The sequence below is a fragment of the Formosa sp. Hel3_A1_48 genome (assembly GCF_001735715.1).
Taxonomy (GTDB): Bacteria; Bacteroidota; Bacteroidia; order Flavobacteriales; family Flavobacteriaceae; genus UBA3537.
Genome location: NZ_CP017259.1, coordinates 1136068 through 1153381, shown reverse-complemented (window position 1 = coordinate 1153381; position 17314 = coordinate 1136068). Strand labels below are relative to the sequence as shown.

Annotated in this window: 14 protein-coding genes; 4 read left to right on the top strand and 10 right to left on the bottom strand. The window is 37.7% G+C overall.

Features of this window, described 5'->3' with window-relative positions:
• Positions 1-15: 15 nt before the first annotated feature.
• Positions 16-1818, bottom strand: coding sequence for a TonB-dependent receptor plug domain-containing protein (locus FORMA_RS05275; RefSeq protein ID WP_069674668.1), 1803 nt, complete (start codon positions 1816-1818; stop codon positions 16-18).
• A gap of 171 nt (positions 1819-1989) precedes the next feature.
• On the opposite strand from FORMA_RS05275, the gene FORMA_RS05270 reads away from it, so the two are divergent.
• Both FORMA_RS05270 and FORMA_RS05265 read left to right on the top strand, forming a co-directional pair.
• Positions 1990-3270, top strand: coding sequence for a Y-family DNA polymerase (locus tag FORMA_RS05270; protein WP_069674667.1), 1281 nt, complete (start codon positions 1990-1992; stop codon positions 3268-3270).
• Positions 3243-3686 carry a LexA family protein gene (locus FORMA_RS05265; RefSeq protein ID WP_069674666.1) on the top strand — a complete coding sequence of 148 codons (444 nt, stop codon included), beginning with the start codon at positions 3243-3245 and terminating at the stop codon, positions 3684-3686. Before FORMA_RS05270 ends, FORMA_RS05265 begins: the two co-directional genes overlap by 28 nt.
• 1 nt (position 3687) lies before the next feature.
• Here FORMA_RS05265 and rpoN read toward each other — a convergent pair whose 3' ends face one another.
• From rpoN to rplM, 9 genes are all read right to left on the bottom strand, one after another.
• Positions 3688-5142, bottom strand: coding sequence for an RNA polymerase factor sigma-54 (gene rpoN / locus FORMA_RS05260; protein ID WP_069674665.1), 1455 nt, complete (start codon positions 5140-5142; stop codon positions 3688-3690).
• Between the two features lie 90 nt (positions 5143-5232).
• A complete protein-coding gene (gene asnS, locus FORMA_RS05255; protein WP_069674664.1) occupies positions 5233-6675 on the bottom strand; it encodes an asparagine--tRNA ligase in 1443 nt (480 codons plus the stop codon).
• A gap of 55 nt (positions 6676-6730) precedes the next feature.
• Positions 6731-9124 (bottom strand): efflux RND transporter permease subunit, encoded by a 2394-nt coding sequence (locus FORMA_RS05250; RefSeq protein ID WP_069674663.1) that lies wholly within the window; start codon positions 9122-9124, stop codon positions 6731-6733.
• Between the two features lie 110 nt (positions 9125-9234).
• A complete protein-coding gene (gene frr, locus FORMA_RS05245) occupies positions 9235-9792 on the bottom strand; it encodes a ribosome recycling factor (protein ID WP_069674662.1) in 558 nt (185 codons plus the stop codon).
• Between the two features lie 10 nt (positions 9793-9802).
• Positions 9803-10507, bottom strand: a complete 705-nt coding sequence (gene pyrH / locus FORMA_RS05240; protein WP_069674661.1) for a UMP kinase — start codon at positions 10505-10507, stop codon at positions 9803-9805.
• Positions 10508-10652: 145 nt separating this feature from the next.
• Positions 10653-11618 (bottom strand): translation elongation factor Ts, encoded by a 966-nt coding sequence (tsf, locus tag FORMA_RS05235; RefSeq protein WP_069674660.1) that lies wholly within the window; start codon positions 11616-11618, stop codon positions 10653-10655.
• An 83-nt stretch (positions 11619-11701) separates the two neighbouring features.
• On the bottom strand, positions 11702-12493 hold the full coding sequence (gene rpsB / locus FORMA_RS05230; protein WP_069674659.1) for a 30S ribosomal protein S2: 792 nt from the start codon (positions 12491-12493) through the stop codon (positions 11702-11704).
• A gap of 135 nt (positions 12494-12628) precedes the next feature.
• Complete coding sequence (gene rpsI, locus FORMA_RS05225) at positions 12629-13015, bottom strand: 30S ribosomal protein S9 (RefSeq protein ID WP_069674658.1); 387 nt, start codon at positions 13013-13015, stop codon at positions 12629-12631.
• A complete protein-coding gene (rplM, locus tag FORMA_RS05220) occupies positions 13015-13470 on the bottom strand; it encodes a 50S ribosomal protein L13 (protein WP_069674657.1) in 456 nt (151 codons plus the stop codon). The genes rpsI and rplM overlap by 1 nt, the downstream gene beginning before the upstream one ends.
• 288 nt (positions 13471-13758) lie before the next feature.
• On the opposite strand from rplM, the gene FORMA_RS05215 reads away from it, so the two are divergent.
• Together FORMA_RS05215 and cyoE are read left to right on the top strand one after the other, a co-directional pair.
• A complete protein-coding gene (locus FORMA_RS05215; RefSeq protein ID WP_231924968.1) occupies positions 13759-16320 on the top strand; it encodes a DUF5916 domain-containing protein in 2562 nt (853 codons plus the stop codon).
• A 98-nt stretch (positions 16321-16418) separates the two neighbouring features.
• Positions 16419-17312 carry a heme o synthase gene (gene cyoE / locus FORMA_RS05210; protein WP_069674655.1) on the top strand — a complete coding sequence of 298 codons (894 nt, stop codon included), beginning with the start codon at positions 16419-16421 and terminating at the stop codon, positions 17310-17312.
• The last annotated feature ends 2 nt before the right edge of the window (positions 17313-17314 follow it).

The window sequence follows — 17314 nt, the reverse complement described above, 5'->3', positions numbered from 1 at the left end:
AGGGAAAGACCTCAGTTACAAAAAAGCTCGCAACCCAACTAAAACATTACCTTTCGGCATTGGTACGATACCCGTTTCTATATATGAGGCATTAAAGATATTATTTCCAGTCAATGTAAGTTCTAGTGTATTGATCATTAATTTCAGTTGAACATCTACTACGCTGTAGTTCTCCCCATTAGCCCTGTCTGCAAATTTATAAACGACACTTTGAGAGAAATTTTTCGAAAACTGTGTTTTTATATTTGCCGTGAGGTGTTGATTTAAAGAATTAATAATATACTTTGAGAAATTAGATTTTACAGTCCCTAAATCTTCATTCAAATAGGTGTATCCTAGGCTTAGGCTTTGTGTATACTGGCCCAATTTGAAAGGAGAAGACAGCTGCGCTTCTATACCATTAGAATTTAACCTTTTCAAGTTGTTAGACTGCCACTTATCGTCCTCATTTTCTTTGGTGTAATCTATTAAGTTGTCGGAATCTCTGTTGAAAAAGGCCACTGATGCGGTAAGTTTGTTACCAAAATATTTGAGTCCAACTTCTTCTGAGATTGCACGTTCAGGGACTAAATTTTCGTTTCCAATGTCCTGTCGTCCAACATAGTACAAATCGTTATATGTTGGAACTCTATAAGTATAACCAGCATTTGCGTAAACTCTGAAAGAATCATTAATGCGGTAGCCTAAATCAATTCCAGGGAAAGCGTTAAAATCAAATTCTGAAAAGTAGTTTACGGCGACCCCAGGAGTTACATCAAGCTTGTTGTCTAATAACGAAAAACGATGTTCTAAAAAGAAATTCCCCATCCATCGTTCACGATTACCTAACCGATTACTATTCATCTTTACTTTTGCAACATCAATGCCAAAGCCAGTTACTCCAAAAGAAGAGGAGTATGAGCTGTTGATTTGTATACCAACTTTATTAGAAATATGTAAATTCCTATACACCGAAGGGTTATTTCTAATATAGAGGTACATGTCTTGATTTCGTTTCCAATAGAGTTGAGAACTAATTTTCAAATCGCCTCGTTTGATTATGGTTGAAATTCCGACCAAACTGCTTTGAGTTTCTTCGTATTGTTCTTTAGCATCTATGGCATAAAACTGGTTACCACCAAACTTGCGTTCTGAAAAAGTAGCAATAACATCGATTGGGGTTGTTTTTGTGTTGAAGCTACTTTTTAAAAAGTAGTTTTGATTCTGGAAATCTGTATTGTAGCGGTATCCTTCTGAACTATTTATTGATGCATGCCCCATAACACTTGCTTTATCTAGACTTTTCCCAAGTGTTGCAGTTGCGTGTTGTTGGTTATATGAACCCAGCTGGAATCCAACATTGTTTTTTAGGTCTCCATTGGTCTTGGTGACAATATTGATGGCTCCTGTAAAAGCATTTTGCCCAAAAATTCTTGCAGCAGGACCTTTAATGATCTCGATGCGTTTAATCACTTCCAAAGGAAGTGCGATGTTTAGTGTGTGGTGTCCAGTTTGTGGGTCTTCAACCTTAATACCATCAATTAGTAAGAGCGTCTGATCAAAACTTCCACCGCGGATATATAAATCTGCTTGCATCCCATAGATTCCCTGACGACGAATATCTATTCCTGCCTCTTGTTGTAATAGCTCTGCTAGATTAGTGGCTGGGCTATCTTCAATAACTTCTGCAGTGATGATGCTTATGGTTCGTGAGTTCTCTTTGAAAGGCAAATCTATTCTTGTTGATTCAATGGTAACTGAATCTAAAGATTGGACTTGCTGAGCAATGCCGTATTGTATTACAAGCAAACCAATAAGTGTAAATAGGTTAGTTTTCATGTTTATATTTTAACACATTCAAAATAAGCCTCAAAGGTATATAAATCTATAAATCGAACATTATAAATCTTTAGAAATTGCACAAAAAAAGTATTTTTATAGTAGCTGTAGGTGTTGAAATAAATTACAGGATACTTTTAAAAAAAAGCATAAATACACTACCTTTAAATCATGTTTGCATTAGTTGATTGTAATAATTTTTATGCCTCTTGTGAGCGGGTTTTTAACCCTAATCTACAAGGGCTACCTGTTGCTATTTTGTCGAATAACGACGGCTGTGTTATTGCTCGTAGCGATGAAGCGAAAGCACTTGGGCTTCCTATGGGTGCCCCGGCATTCAAGTATAAGTCGTTTTTTAAGGCGAATAAGGTTCAGGTTTTTTCTTCTAATTATCCTTTATATGGCGATATGAGTAGTCGAGTCATGAAGATTTTGAGCCAATTTACCCCCGACATCGAAGTGTACAGTATAGACGAGGCATTTTTACAATTCAAGGGCTTCGATAATTATAAGCTTGATGCTTATGGGCATGAGATACGCAATCGTGTTTTGAAGTGGACGGGAATTCCGACTTGTGTTGGTATTGGCCCTACAAAAGCACTTTCAAAGGTCGCCAATAAAATTGCCCGAAAATTTCCTAAAGAAACAGGCGGAGTTTATATTATTGACACTGAAGAGAAACGCATTAAAGCACTTAAGTGGACTTCTATTGACAAAGTTTGGGGGATAGGGCGTGCACTTGAGAAACGACTTATCCAAAATCAATGCAAAACAGCCTATGATTTTGTTCAACTTCCAGACCTTTGGGTACGGAAAACATTTTCCATTACCGAATGGAAGCTCAAGAAGGATCTCGAGGGGATTTCTAAAATTGAGATGGATCAGGTCAAAAATAAACAGGCTATTGCAACAACTAGAAGTTTTGAGACAACCCTAACGGATTTAGGGGATTTGAAAGAGCGTGTTTCCACTTTTGCAAGCAGTTGTGCTGAGAAACTTCGACGACAAAATTCCAGTTGTCATATGCTTATTGTGTTTTTGCGTAGTGATCGCTTTAAAACCAATAGCCCGCAATACCGCGCGAGTAGAATGGTAAGTATTCCCTTTCCTACAGATTCTAGCTTGTTGCTTAGTACTAGCGCCATTCGAGCCATAAGCTCTATTTACAAAAAAGGCGTTCACTACAAAAAGGCAGGGGTAATACTGACAGGAATTGTCCCTACTTACAACCACCAATTACAAATGTTTTCCCATGAAGATACACGCCACAAACCCCTAATGCATGCGATTGATCGTGTTAATAAAAAATATGGCACTTCAAAGGTTAAATTAGCTAATCAAGATTTAACCCGAACGTGGAAAATGCGGCAAGAGCATTTATCGCCGCGTTATACTACCAATCTGAAAGATATAATTACAATCCAATGTCAAAAAAAACCAATCAAGCCCTAACTTTTTTTATTCCAAAACCCGGAGAACACAACACCGGAGTTATTTACTTTGATACCGGAATCTCTGCAGGCTTTCCTTCGCCTGCCGATGACTTTAAGCAAGAACGCTTGTCTCTAGATTCAGAGCTAATTAAAAATAAAGAGGCGACTTTTTTTGCCCGTGTAAGCGGTCAATCTATGATAGATGCGGGGTTAAATGACAATGATTTATTAGTTATAGACCGTAGTCTTACGCCGGAACACAACAGAATTGCAGTTTGTTTTTTAGATGGTGAGTTTACTGTAAAGAGATTAAAGGTTGACGGAGAAGAGGTTTGGTTACAGCCTGAAAATAAAAACTATAATCCTATCAAAATTACATCTGAGAATGATTTTGTGATTTGGGGGATTGTAACCAATGTGATTAAAAAAGTATAATTTAGATTTGTTTTCGTAAGCGCGCGACAGGAAAATCTAGCTGTTCTCTGTATTTTGCCACCGTCCGTCGTGCTATAGGATAGCCCTTTTCTTTAAGGATCTTAGCTAATTTTTCATCGGTCCAAGGCTTTTTTTTATCCTCCTCAACAATAATGGTTTTTAAAATACTTTTTATTTCTCGAGTAGACACTTCTTCTCCTTGGTCATTGGTCATTGATTCACTAAAGAACTCTTTAATGAGTTTTGTCCCATAGGGAGTGTCTACATATTTGCTGTTTGCAACTCTAGAAATAGTGGAAACATCCATTTCTACTTCGTCAGCGATATCTTTTAAAATCATGGGGCGAAGTTGTTCTTCATCACCAGATAAAAAGTAGGCTTTTTGGTAGTGCATTATTGCACTCATGGTTAGCAACAGTGTTTGTTGACGCTGTCGTATTGCGTCGATAAACCATTTGGCAGCATCGAGTTTTTGTTTAATGAATAAAACAGCCTCTTTTTGTGCTCTGGACTTTTCTTTGGAAGCCTTGTACCCAAGCAACATTTCGTTGTAGGATTTAGAAATATGTAGCTCAGGGGCATTACGTCCGTTTAAAACCAGCTCCAATTCGCCGTCAATAATTTTAATTGTAAAGTCAGGGACGACATGCTCTGTCGAGCGTAGGTTGTTGGAAAATGAACTCCCAGGTTTTGGATTGAGCCGTTCAATCTCCAATATGGCATCTTTAAGCTCAATTTCAGAGATATCAAATTTTTTGAGTAATTTCTGGTAATGCTTTTTTGTAAATTGTTCAAATGCATTTTCAATCATATTAGCTGCACGCTCTGTATCGGGTGTTTGTTCCTTTCGCTGCAATTGAATCAGTAAACATTCCTGTAAATTTCTTGCTCCTACGCCAGGCGGATCTAGTTGCTGCACAACCTTTAGCACCTTTTTAAGGGTATCAACATCTGTGAAAATATTCTGAGTAAAGGCCAAATCATCTGTTAAATCTAAAAGTGATCGGCGAATATAACCACTATCATCGATGCTTCCAATGAGAAATTTTGCTATTTCATAATCTTGGTTTTCTAAGCGAAAGGTGTTGAGTTGGTCTGTTAATAGTTGTGTGAATGATGTTCCAGAGGCATAAGGAATTGTTTTTGACTCATCATCTGCACTATGATTATTGGCCTGTAGTCTGTAGGAAGGTATTTCATCATCGCTCAGGTAGTCATCGATATTAATATCATCAGCATTTATTTTTTCATTTTCTTCATAATCTTGATCGGAATATATATCGTCAAAACCATCCTCTTCTTTCTCTTTACCGCGCTCCAAAGCAGGATTTTCTTCTAGCTCCTGTTTTAGACGTTGTTCAAATGCTTGTGTAGGTAACTGTATAAGCTTCATCAGCTGAATCTGCTGTGGAGACAGTTTTTGTGAAAGTTTATATTGTAAGTACTGCTTTAGCATTGCTTATTTGGGTTTGTATAAAATTAAAAAAAACAATTAAATGAATAGGCTCTAGTTTTAATTAATTAGTGTACTACTGCTGTCTTGGACTTAAAATTCAGCATTTTGCGGGGTTCTTGGATATGGGATAACATCTCTGATATTACTCATTCCCGTAGCAAACATAACTAGTCTTTCAAAGCCAAGTCCAAACCCAGAGTGCACTGCTGTTCCATAGGTTCTAAGGTCTAAGTACCACCATAACTCTTCTTCTGGAATATCGAGTGCAGCCATTTTTTCCTTGAGGACTTCTAAGCGCTCTTCACGCTGAGACCCGCCTACAATTTCTCCAATACCAGGAAAGAGAATATCCATAGCACGGACAGTTTTCCCGTCTTCATTTAGCCGCATATAAAACGCTTTGATATTAGCCGGGTAGTCAAATAAGATGACTGGACATTTAAAGTGTTTTTCGACTAGAAATCGTTCGTGCTCACTTTGCAAATCTACGCCCCATTCATTGATTGGGTATTTGAATTTTTTCTTTTTGTTAGGCTTGCTATTTCTTAAAATATCAATAGCCTCTGAATAACTTACTCGCTTAAAATTGTTATCCAAAACAAAATTTAATTTCTCCGTCAGGCTCATGCTGCTGCGTTCGTTTTGAGGTTTTGATTTCTCTTCCTGTTCGAGGCGTTTTTCTAGAAAGGCGAGATCATCAACATTGTTTTTTAAAACATAGGCAATTACATATTTTAGAAAATCTTCAGCAAGATCCATATTTCCTTCCAAATCCATAAAAGCAACTTCGGGCTCAATCATCCAAAATTCAGCAAGGTGTCTTGAAGTGTTAGAGTTTTCGGCTCTAAATGTTGGTCCAAAAGTATACACTTTTCCTAGCGCCATGGCGTAGGTTTCAGCCTCTAATTGCCCTGATACGGTGAGGTTTGTTTCTTTTCCGAAAAAATCCTTTGAGTAATCTACTTCTCCGCTTTTAGTAAGCGGAGGGTTTTTTGGATCTAGGGTTGTAACTCGAAACATTTCACCTGCTCCTTCGGCGTCACTTCCTGTAATGATGGGGGCATGCATGTAGTTAAATCCATTGTTGTGAAAATACTGGTGAACGGCAAATGAAAGAGACGAACGCAGGCGCATTATGGCCCCAAAAGTATTGGTTCGAGCTCTTAGATGCGCTTGTTCTCTCAAGAATTCTAATGAATGGCGCTTGGGTTGTAAAATAGTCTTAGACACGAGCTCAGGATCGGCATCTCCTAAAACTTCTAACGAAGTAACTTGAATTTCTACGTCTTGGCCTTTGCCTTGACTTTCGACTAAACTGCCTTTTATGTGCACAGCAGCACCTGTTGAAATGCGCTTCAGTAATGCCTCATCCATAGATTCAAAATCTACCACACACTGAATATTACGAAGCGTAGATCCATCATTTAATGCAATAAAGCGATTCGCTCTAAACGATTTTACCCACCCTTTAACTTCAACATCTATATGTTTTATTTCTTGCGCAAAAAGCTCTGCTATTGTACTCTTGATCATTTGTCCCTAAAATTAGGTACAAATATAAAACTTTAGAACCAAAGAAGGCTGATAATTATTTCACATCAACATCCTCAATTTCAGGGATGATGTTAAGCGCTGGTTCTTTTAAAACTTTTTTATTGGCAATACTACGCTCCAAAGATAACAGCAGTACAGGTAAAAGTAATAAATTAGCCATCATGGCGAGTAATAAAGTTCCCGAAATTAGCGCCCCTAGAGCTACTGTTCCGCCAAAATTTGAGGTAATAAATACAGAGAATCCAAAAAACAGAACAATTGATGTGTAAAACATACTTATTCCTGTTTCTCGTAGTGCGGCAAATATAGATTTCTTTATGCGCCAGTGATTAGCTATTAGTTCCTGGCGGTATTTTGCTAAAAAGTGAATGGTATCATCAACAGAAATTCCAAAAGCGATGCTAAAAACTAATATTGTTGAGGGCTTTATGGGGACGCCCAAATAGCCCATCATTCCGGCTGTAATCAAAAGCGGTAAAAGGTTCGGAATTAAGGATATGATGATCATTCGGAATGATCTAAACATGTAAGCCATGAATAAAGAAATAAGAACAATTGCTAGAGCCAATGATAGAATTAAATTCCGGATCAGAAATCGAGTGCCTTTTTGAAACAAATACGCTTTCCCTGTGAGGGTTACTTCGTACTGGTCCTCTGGAAATATTTTAGCAATTTTTTCCTTTAACTGCTCTTCTATTCGCTCCATCTTCTCTATTTCTGCATTTTTCATAAAGGTAGTTATACGCGCATATTGCCCGGTAGAGTCAACATAATTTTTGAGCAAACTTACATCATTGGTAGTGTTTTTTGCATAAGACAAAATGAAAGTATTTTCTTGTGCTGTAGGTAATTGATAGTACTTGGGATTTCCATTATAGTATGCTTGTTTGGCGTATTTTACAAGGCCAACAATGGATATTGGCTTAGAGAGCTCGGGAATATCTTCAATAAGCAATTCAAGCTCGTTCATTCGCTTTAAAGTTGACCTTTTGAGGACCCCTTTTTTTCGCTTGGTGTTGACTAGAATTTCTAAGGGCATTACACCATTAAATTCTTTTTCATAAAACTCGATATCTTTAAAGAATTCTGCGCTTTTAGGCATGTCCTCTAACAAACTGCCCGTTGTTTCTATTTGATAAATTCCAATAATACTCGTGATTAATAAGATAAGTGAAAAGGAGTAAATAGTGATGCTTTTGTGCTTTACAGTTTTTTCAATCCAGTCCCCTAATCTATTGATCCATTGCCTATTCAGATGTTCTAAATGCTTTTCCTTAGGCATAGGCATAAAACTGTAAATAATGGGGATAATGAGCAAACATAGCACAAAAATAGCCATAATACTCAAAGAGGCTACAGTTCCAAATTCTGTGAGAAGCTTACTTTGAGTAATGACAAAAGTAGCAAAACCAGAGGCTGTAGTTGTGTTGGTCATCAGTGTTGCATTTCCGACTTTAGTAATAACACGTTGTAGAGACTTGGCTTTATTTCCGTGTTTATTGACTTCGTGTTGGTATTTGTTAATTAAGAATATACAATTGGGGATACCGATAACTATGATTAAAGGAGGGATTAGTGCTGTCAGTACAGTAATCTCGTATTCAAGGAGACCTAAAATACCAAAAGTCCACATTACCCCTATAACTACTACAAACATAGAGATGAACGTTGCGCGATACGAACGAAAAAACAAATAGAAAATAAGGGACGTGATTAGAATAGCTGCGAGTATAAAAATCTCAATTTCATCAATTATATTTTGAGAATTAAGCGTGCGGACATAGGGCATACCTGATGCTCGTACATTCATTTTTGTAGCGGCTTCGAAAGCTTTAATTTTTGGAATCAAGACCTCCGTTATAAACTCTTTTCTGGCTGAGGTGTTTACAATTGATTTTTTAAGGTATATAATTGTACGAATTGCTTTAGAGTCTTTATTGTAAAGTACCTCATCATAAAAAGGAAAATCAGAAAATAGTGAGCTTTGAAGTTGCTCAAGCTCATCATTCGAGCGGATTGAATCATTAACTATTGGCTCAAAAATAAACTGTTGTTTCTTTTGATCTTTAATTAATTTTTTTAGGTCTTGAAGCGTGATTACAGCTTCGATATTTTCATTTTTTTCAATTGATTTACTAAAGCTGTTCCATGCATTAAAATTTTGTGCGGTTAGAAGTGTACTATCTTTTACGCCAAGTACAATAATATTTCCCTCTTCGCCAAATATATCCAAAAAGGTATTGTAGTCAAGATTTACGTGGTGCTGATCAGGAAGCAAATTGGCTTCAGTGTACGAAAAGCGCATTTTATTCCATTGCGAAACCATAAGAGCAGTACCCAGCCCTATCATTATGAGGATAACGATGCGGTTACGAAGAATTAGTCGTGCTACAGCTTCCCAAAAGCCAGAAGTAAATACTTTAAACATATTTGATTTTGAAGTCCCCAAAGGTATAGAAAACCAATGGATTTCGGGGCATAATTGTGCGCTGCCTTTTCTAAAAAAAGAGTTAAATTAGTTTGGCGCTTTTTTGACAATTACACAGTCAAAATCTCCTTTTCTTTTGCAGCAAAAAGAGTATCAGCTTTCACGATATGTGTATCGGTCATCTGTTGAATATCAGCCTCTGTGTTTTTTTTAAGGTCTTCAGAGATGTCATTTAGTTTTTTAAGTTCATTATTGCCCTCTTTTCGAGCACCGCGAATAGAGATTTTTGCATCTTCAGCCTCTCCCTTTGCTTGTTTAGCAAGCTCACGTCGACGCTCTTCGGTGAGTGGTGGTACGTTGATGATGATACTTTCGCCATTATTCATGGGGTTAAATCCAAGATTGGCGACCATTATAGCATGTTCAATATCTTGTAACATTGATTTTTCCCACGGTTGAACAGTGATGGTTCTGCCATCAGGTGTATTTACATTAGCAACTTGAGCTAAAGGCGTTAGTGTCCCGTAATAATCAACGTTTACACTACCCAACATAGATGGGCTTGCTTTACCAGCACGAATATTTATAAATTGTTTTTCTAGATGCTTGAGGGCCTTTTCCATAGCTTCTTTGGTACTGTCCAATATGAATTCAATTTCTTCGTTCATTTCTTTTAAATTAACTTACTGTCGTTCCAATCTGTTCTCCTGAAACTATCTTCATTAAATTTCCTTTTTTATTCATATCAAAAACAATAATAGGCAGTTCATTTTCTTGACTTAACGTAAATGCTGTTGTATCCATAACCTTAAGGCCTTTGCTGAGGACGTCAGAAAAGCTAATATTGTCAAATTTACTTGCTGTTGCATCTTTTTCGGGATCGGCAGAATAGATGCCATCGACTCTAGTTCCTTTCATTATCACATCGGCCTCAATTTCAATTGCCCTTAAAACTGCTGCTGAATCTGTAGTAAAATATGGATTTCCGGTTCCTCCACCAAAAATCACAACTCGCCCTTTTTCTAAATGGCGCATGGCCTTACGGCGTATAAATGGTTCTGCAACTTCATTAATTTTTATCGCTGATTGCAATCGCGTAGGGACCTCTTCATTTTCTAAAGCGCTTTGGAGTGCTAATCCATTTATGACTGTTGCGAGCATTCCCATGTGATCGCCTTGAACACGATCCATTCCATTACTTGCCCCTGCAACTCCTCTAAAAATGTTTCCTCCTCCAATAACAATAGCAACTTCTATACCTTTGTTAACAATGTCTTTGATGTCCCTTGCGTACTCGGAAAGACGAAGAGGGTCAATTCCATACTGTCGATTGCCCATGAGGGCTTCGCCAGATAGTTTCAGTAATATGCGTTTGTATGTCATAATTGTTTTGATCGTTATACAAATATAAGGAATATCTTAAAAGGTTATTAGCCCTTGTATTTTTTCCGTTTTGATTTAAGTTTAAAAAAACCCTGTGTCCATTAGACACAGGGTTTTAAATTATATCAGTAATTAGTTATTGTAATTATCCTAAAGCTACCCTTTTAAATTCAGTAACTTCAACTTCACCATAAGAAGCGACATATTTTGCAACTGTGCTTTTATCGTCTTTAATGAAATCTTGATCTAACAGACACTGTTCTTTATCTAAAGTTGTATTATCTGAGATAAAGCGGTCCATTTTTCCTGGCAAAATTTTATCCCAAATTTGTTCTGGTTTTCCTTCAGCTTTGAGTTGTGCTTTTGCATCCTCTTCAGCTTGAGCCAAAACTTCAGGGGTCAATTGCGCCATAGAAATGTAGCGAGGAACATTCTTTAATGTTTTACCTAGTCGTTCAAGCTCAATATTATCTTTTTCAATAACAGCAATACGCGCTTCGGTTTCAGAGGCAACAAAAGCTGGATCGAAATCTTTGTACGATAATGAAGTTGCGCCCATTGAAGCGACCTGCATCGCGAGGTCTTTCGCAAGTGTTGCAGCATTGTCCACGTTTGCCGAAAGACCAACTAGGGCTGCAATTTTATTGATGTGTACATAGGCACCTACATATGGAGCTTCCACTTTTTCAAAAGACTTTAAATCTAATTTTTCTCCAATCACACCTGTTTGCTCGACTAGTTTATCAGCTACAGACATACCGCCAAAGTCTGCTGCTAAAAACGCATCTTTAGATGTGTGGTCTAGCGCAATCTCTGCAAGTTGATTTGCTAATGCGAGGAAGTTTTCATTCTTCCCAACAAAATCAGTCTCACATCCTAATACAATGGCAACACCAAGCGTGTTTTCTTCGTTTACTTTGGCAACAGCAGCGCCTTCCGTAGAGTCACGGTCAGCTCTTTTGGCAGCGACTTTTTGCCCTTTCTTACGCAGGATATCAATTGCATTATCAAAATCTCCTTCGGCTTCAACAAGTGCTTTTTTACAATCCATCATTCCTGCACCAGTAGCTTTTCTTAATTTGTTTACTTCGGCAGCTGTAATCTTTGTCATGATTTTAAGTTTTAAAAAAAGTCGAAAAATTATTCAATAGAAGAACTTAACGACTTGGTTGTTTTGTATTTATTTAAAAAATTTTATTCCTCTTCTTGTTTGGTAGCTTCAACAGCTTCAACAGCTGGAGCAGCAACAGCTTTTGCAACAGTTTCTTTAGACTCTTTACTCTTGCCTTCTTTTTCTGCTTTTCTGTGTTCAAGCCCTTCAGCAATACCATCTGTAACAGTGGCTAGAATTTTGTTGATTGACTTTGAAGCATCATCATTTGCTGGAATAACAAAATCAACCTGTCTCGGGTCTGAGTTTGTGTCTACCATTGCAAAAATTGGAATGTTAAGTTTCTGAGCTTCTTTAATTGCGATGTGTTCTCTTTTAATGTCTACAACAAATAAAGCACCTGGTAGACGTGTCATATCAGAGATAGATCCTAAGTTCTTTTCTAACTTAGCACGTAGACGATCAACCTGAAGGCGTTCCTTTTTTGAAAGCGTATTGAATGTGCCATCTTTTTTCATGCGGTCAATTGCAGCCATTTTCTTAACGGCTTTACGGATTGTTACAAAATTTGTAAGCATCCCGCCTGGCCATCGCTCGGTGATGTAAGGCATATTGACGTTTGCTGCTTTTTCAGCGACAATATCTTTTGCTTGTTTTTTTGTAGCTACGAAAAGAATTTTTCGTCCAGAGGCCGCTATTTTAGAAAGAGCTTTTGTAGCCTCTTCTAGTTTTGCAGCTGTTTTGTAGAGGTTGATGATATGAATACCATTGCGCTCCATGTAAATAAAAGGAGCCATGTTTGGATCCCATTTTCTTGTGAGGTGTCCGAAGTGTACACCGTTGTCGAGTAAGTCTTTAACTTCTACTTGTGCCATTTTTGTGTTAGTTTACGTTCTGTTGAATTAGCAATGTACAAGTGGCTAAAACTAGGCCTTATACATTTAGATGCTAAACTAAATCCTGACAGTTGGCCTGTCATGGACAACAATAACTGGGTTATAAAATATATATTAACGCTTAGAGAATTGAAATTTCTTACGCGCTTTTTTCTGTCCAAATTTCTTACGCTCAACCATTCTAGGGTCTCTTGTAAGTAAGCCTTCTGGTTTCAAAACACTTCTGTTTTCTTCATTAAGTTCGCACATAGCACGAGATATAGCTAAACGAACAGCTTCCGCTTGTCCTGTCGAACCTCCACCATGAACATTAACTTTGACGTCAAAGTTGCCTTCGTTGTCAGTGAGTGCCAATGGCTGATTTACTTTATATTGAAGAGTTGCTGTTGGGAAATAGTCTTTAATGTCTTTACTATTTACAGTAATGTTTCCTTTTCCTTCAGAAACATAAACCCGCGCTACAGCTGTTTTTCTTCGACCAATTTTGTGAATAACTTCCATTAGTTAACTTCGTTTAAATTAATTGTTTTTGGTTGTTGCGCTTCATGTTTGTGCGCAGCGCCTACTACAACGTCCAAGTTGCGAAACAATGCCGCTCCTAATTTGTTTTTGGGCAACATTCCTTTTACTGATTTTTCAACTAAGCGTGCAGGATCTTTAGCAAACATCTCTGTTGCTGTTAAAGATCGTTGCCCACCAGGGTATCCTGTATGGCGGATGTAAGATTTGTCATTCCACTTGTTTCCTGATAAGTTGATTTTTTCAGAATTGATAACAATCACGTTATCACCACAATCAACATGAGGTGTAAAGTTTGGCTTGTGCTTTCCTCTTAAAAGAATCGCTACTTTAGAAGCCAAACGCCCAAGGGTTTGTCCTTCTGCATCTATAAGTACCCACTGCTTATCGACAGTGGCTTTGTTTGCTGAAATTGTTTTATAACTTAGGGTATCCACGTTAAAATATTTTTCAAATTATACATTCCTCTTAAAAAAAGAGTTTGCAAATCTACAATTATAAATTGTTATTAACAAAATCTTCTGCTGCTTATTTTTTACATTAATTCAAAAGAGTTTTCAGCAAAGACCACATAATTTGAATGTTAAATTTTTCAAAATTCAAGCGGATATTTTTATTGTGATTGTACATTTACACCATATTTTACGAATGAACCTGCTCTAAACTCTATGAAAAGGCTAAGATTTAAATGCTTTATACGATTTTCCTTATTCTTGCCAATCTGGATGACAGCACAAATAACAGTTCCAAACCAATATTTTACTGTAGAAATAAGCTCGGAAAAAGCGCCTAAAATTGATGGTTTACTTGACGACTCTATTTGGAGCATGGTGGATTGGGGCTCAGATTTTATTGAAGTGTTTCCTGACGAAAATACTGCGCCAAGTGAACAAACGAAATTTAAAATTTTATACGACCAAAAGCATTTATACATAGGGCTATTGGCTTTGGATACTGCACCTGAAACAATAACCAATCGCCTTTCGAGGCGTGACGGCTTTGAGGGCGATAGAATGAATGTTCTCATTGATAGTTATCATGACCTCCGTACTGCATTTCTATTTACAGTCACTGCTGCAGGTGTTCGTGGAGATGAACTTATTACCGAAAACGGGAGTGATATTGACGATAGCTGGAACCCAATTTGGACCACAAAAGCACAAATTATTTCAGAGGGGTGGTCTGCTGAAATGAAAATCCCTTTAAGTCAATTGCGTTTTGGTGATCCGGATGAACAAGTTTGGGGTCTAAATGTAGCCCGTAATTTATTTAGAGCAAATGAATTATCCGCATGGGATCGAATTCCAGTAGGCTCTGCGGGCTGGGTTAGCGAAGCAGGAGAACTTAGGGGAATCAAAAATATAAGGCCCCAAAAGCAGTTAGAAATTCAACCTTTCACTGTTGCTCAGTTAGAGTCTTACAAGGCCGAAGCTGGCAACCCATATCGCGATGGGCGGGATTCTAAAATCAATGCCGGTTTGGACGCAAAGATTGGAGTAACTAATGATTTGACTTTAGATCTAACGGTCAATCCAGACTTTGGACAAGTTGAGGCAGATCCTGCTGCTATTGCTCTAGACGGCTTTGAGATTTTTAACCGTGAACAAAGACCATTTTTTGTAGAAAATAAAAACATTTTTGATTATCGTTTTGCAGGAAACCGGAACAATCTGTTTTTTTCCCGACGTATTGGGAGAAGCCCTCAAGTATATCCACCTGTAGATGATGTTGCCTACACAAATCGGCCTCAAAACACAACTATACTAGGAGCGGCCAAATTTAGCGGTAAAACAAAAAATGGATGGTCAATCGGAGTTTTAGAAAGTATGACCGCTAAAGAATATGTTGAAATCAACAATGATGGGACAGTGGAAAAAGCTGAGGCAGAGCCTTTTACAAATTATTTTGTAGGAAGAGTCCAAAAGGACATGAACGATCGAAACACCTTTTTGGGCGGTATGTTTACGGCAACTAATCGTTCTACTTCTGAAGCAACATCCGAACTTAGGAAAGCAGCCTATTCTGGAGGTATCGATTTTAAACACCAATGGAAAAATCGGGACTACTACATACAGACTAATTTTGTACTAAGCCGTGTGGAAGGAAGCCCTGAGGCCATAAAGGCCACACAAGAAAATATCACCCACCTTTTTAATAGAGTTGATGCCTCTCATGTAGAAGTGGATCCGAATAGAACTTCACTTACAGGGACTGGTGGGCTTTTTGAAGTTGGTAGAGTTGGTGGTATAAATTGGAATTTTAAAGCGGGATTTAATTGGGCCTCCCCGGAGCTAGAACTCAATGATATTGGGTTTTTACGTCGTGCCGATCAAAAGTTTCAATTTTTTGATTTGAGTTACAACACGGCAAAACCAGTTTCTATTTTTAGAGATGTTACTTTGAGATTTAAACAATTCACTACTCATGATTTTGAGGGAAATCACATCAGAACCCAATATGATTTTCGATCGCGGTTAGGGTTTTTGAACAATTGGAGAATGAGCATAGGGCTAACACACAAACCTAAAATTTATCAAAACACGGCCTTGAGAGGAGGGCCTAGATGGCGTTTCTCGAAAGAAAATTTTAAGTTTTTGTTCATAAATACCGACGACAGAAAGAACTTTAATGCTCGTGTTGGAGCCATTCACTCTCAAGCCGAAGAGGACAATTTTTCATTTCTCAAGTTTGAATTAGATTTAAATTATCAACCCATCAAAGCGTTGAATATTTCAATTTCACCAGAATTTGAAACACGTCCGAACAAGACGCAGTATGTAACTCAAGTAGATTACAATAATTCAAAGCGCTATATTTTAGGCACTATAGACAATCAAACACTAAGTGCTTCCTTTCGTTTAAATTATACCATCAACCCAAACTTAACTATACAATACTATGCCCAGCCATTTATTTCAAAGGGCCAGTTTAAAGACTTTAAATATGTAACTGATGCAACCGCCAACCGCCTGAACGACCGGTTCTATGCTTACAATGCCTCACAAATCGATTTAATTGATGACACTTATCAAGTTGATGACGATGCTGACGGCCTGACGGATTACAATTTTAATAACCCTGATTTTTCATTTGTTCAGTTCAATTCTAATTTGGTGTTGCGTTGGGAATATATTCCTGGCTCAGAGCTATTTTTGGTTTGGTCTCAGGGGACAAGAGCTAATATTTCAACTGCAGAAGGTCTTATTGATGGATTTCAAACAGGGATTTTGGATCAACAACCGCAAAATATATTTTTGATCAAAGCAACTTACCGCTTCATCTTGTGATTACTTAATTTTTTTACCCCGGATTTCTTTCCAAAATATATTGATTTAGATGCAATTAAGGATTATCTTTGCAGCGCAAATCCCAAGCATTCTATTATATGACCCAACAAGCTGTTTCATCTCTAAATGTTGCTACACGCTTTCAGGATTTTAAGGCCGTTACTAAAATGGGCTTATCTTTAAGTGTTGTTTTCTCTTCTATTGCGGGGTATTTATTAGCTGCTGAGGAGGTACGTTTTTCAGTTTTGGGCCTACTCGCGGTTGGCGGATATTGTATGGTTGGGGCATCAAATGTTTTTAACCAGATTATTGAACGTGACCTAGACGCGCTTATGATTCGTACAGAAAATAGGCCTATACCTTCGGGGAGAATCTCTGTAACCAATGCTTTTATATTAGGCCTTGTACTTACAATTTTAGGGTTGTCGGTTTTGTACGTTATTAACCCAAGAACAGCGATGTTTGCTGCGGTCTCAATTTTTTTATATACCAGTGTGTATACTCCTCTTAAACAAAAAACTCCACTGTCGGTTTTTGCTGGCGCTATCCCCGGAGCAATTCCTTTTATGTTGGGCTGGGTTGCTTTTACAGGAAAATTTGATATTGAACCCGGGACTCTTTTTTTGATTCAATTTTTCTGGCAATTTCCTCATTTTTGGGCAATTGCATGGTTTTTAGATAGCGATTACAAGAAAGCAGGGTTCTTAATGCTCCCTACTGGAGCTAAAGATAAAGGCACTGTTTTGCAGGTTATAATTTATATAGCTTGGACCGTTCTTATTTCACTAGTCCCAGCATTTGGGGTTACTGGTAATCTACAACTTTCGCTATTGGGAGCTGTACTTATTGCCGTCATTGGGCTGGGGTTTTTATATTATGGCTTCAAACTTTTTCAACAACAAACGGATCAATCCGCACGGAAATTGATGTTTGTGAGTATTTTGTACATCACAAGCTTGCAATTTATTTATGTGCTGGATAAATTTATATAGTA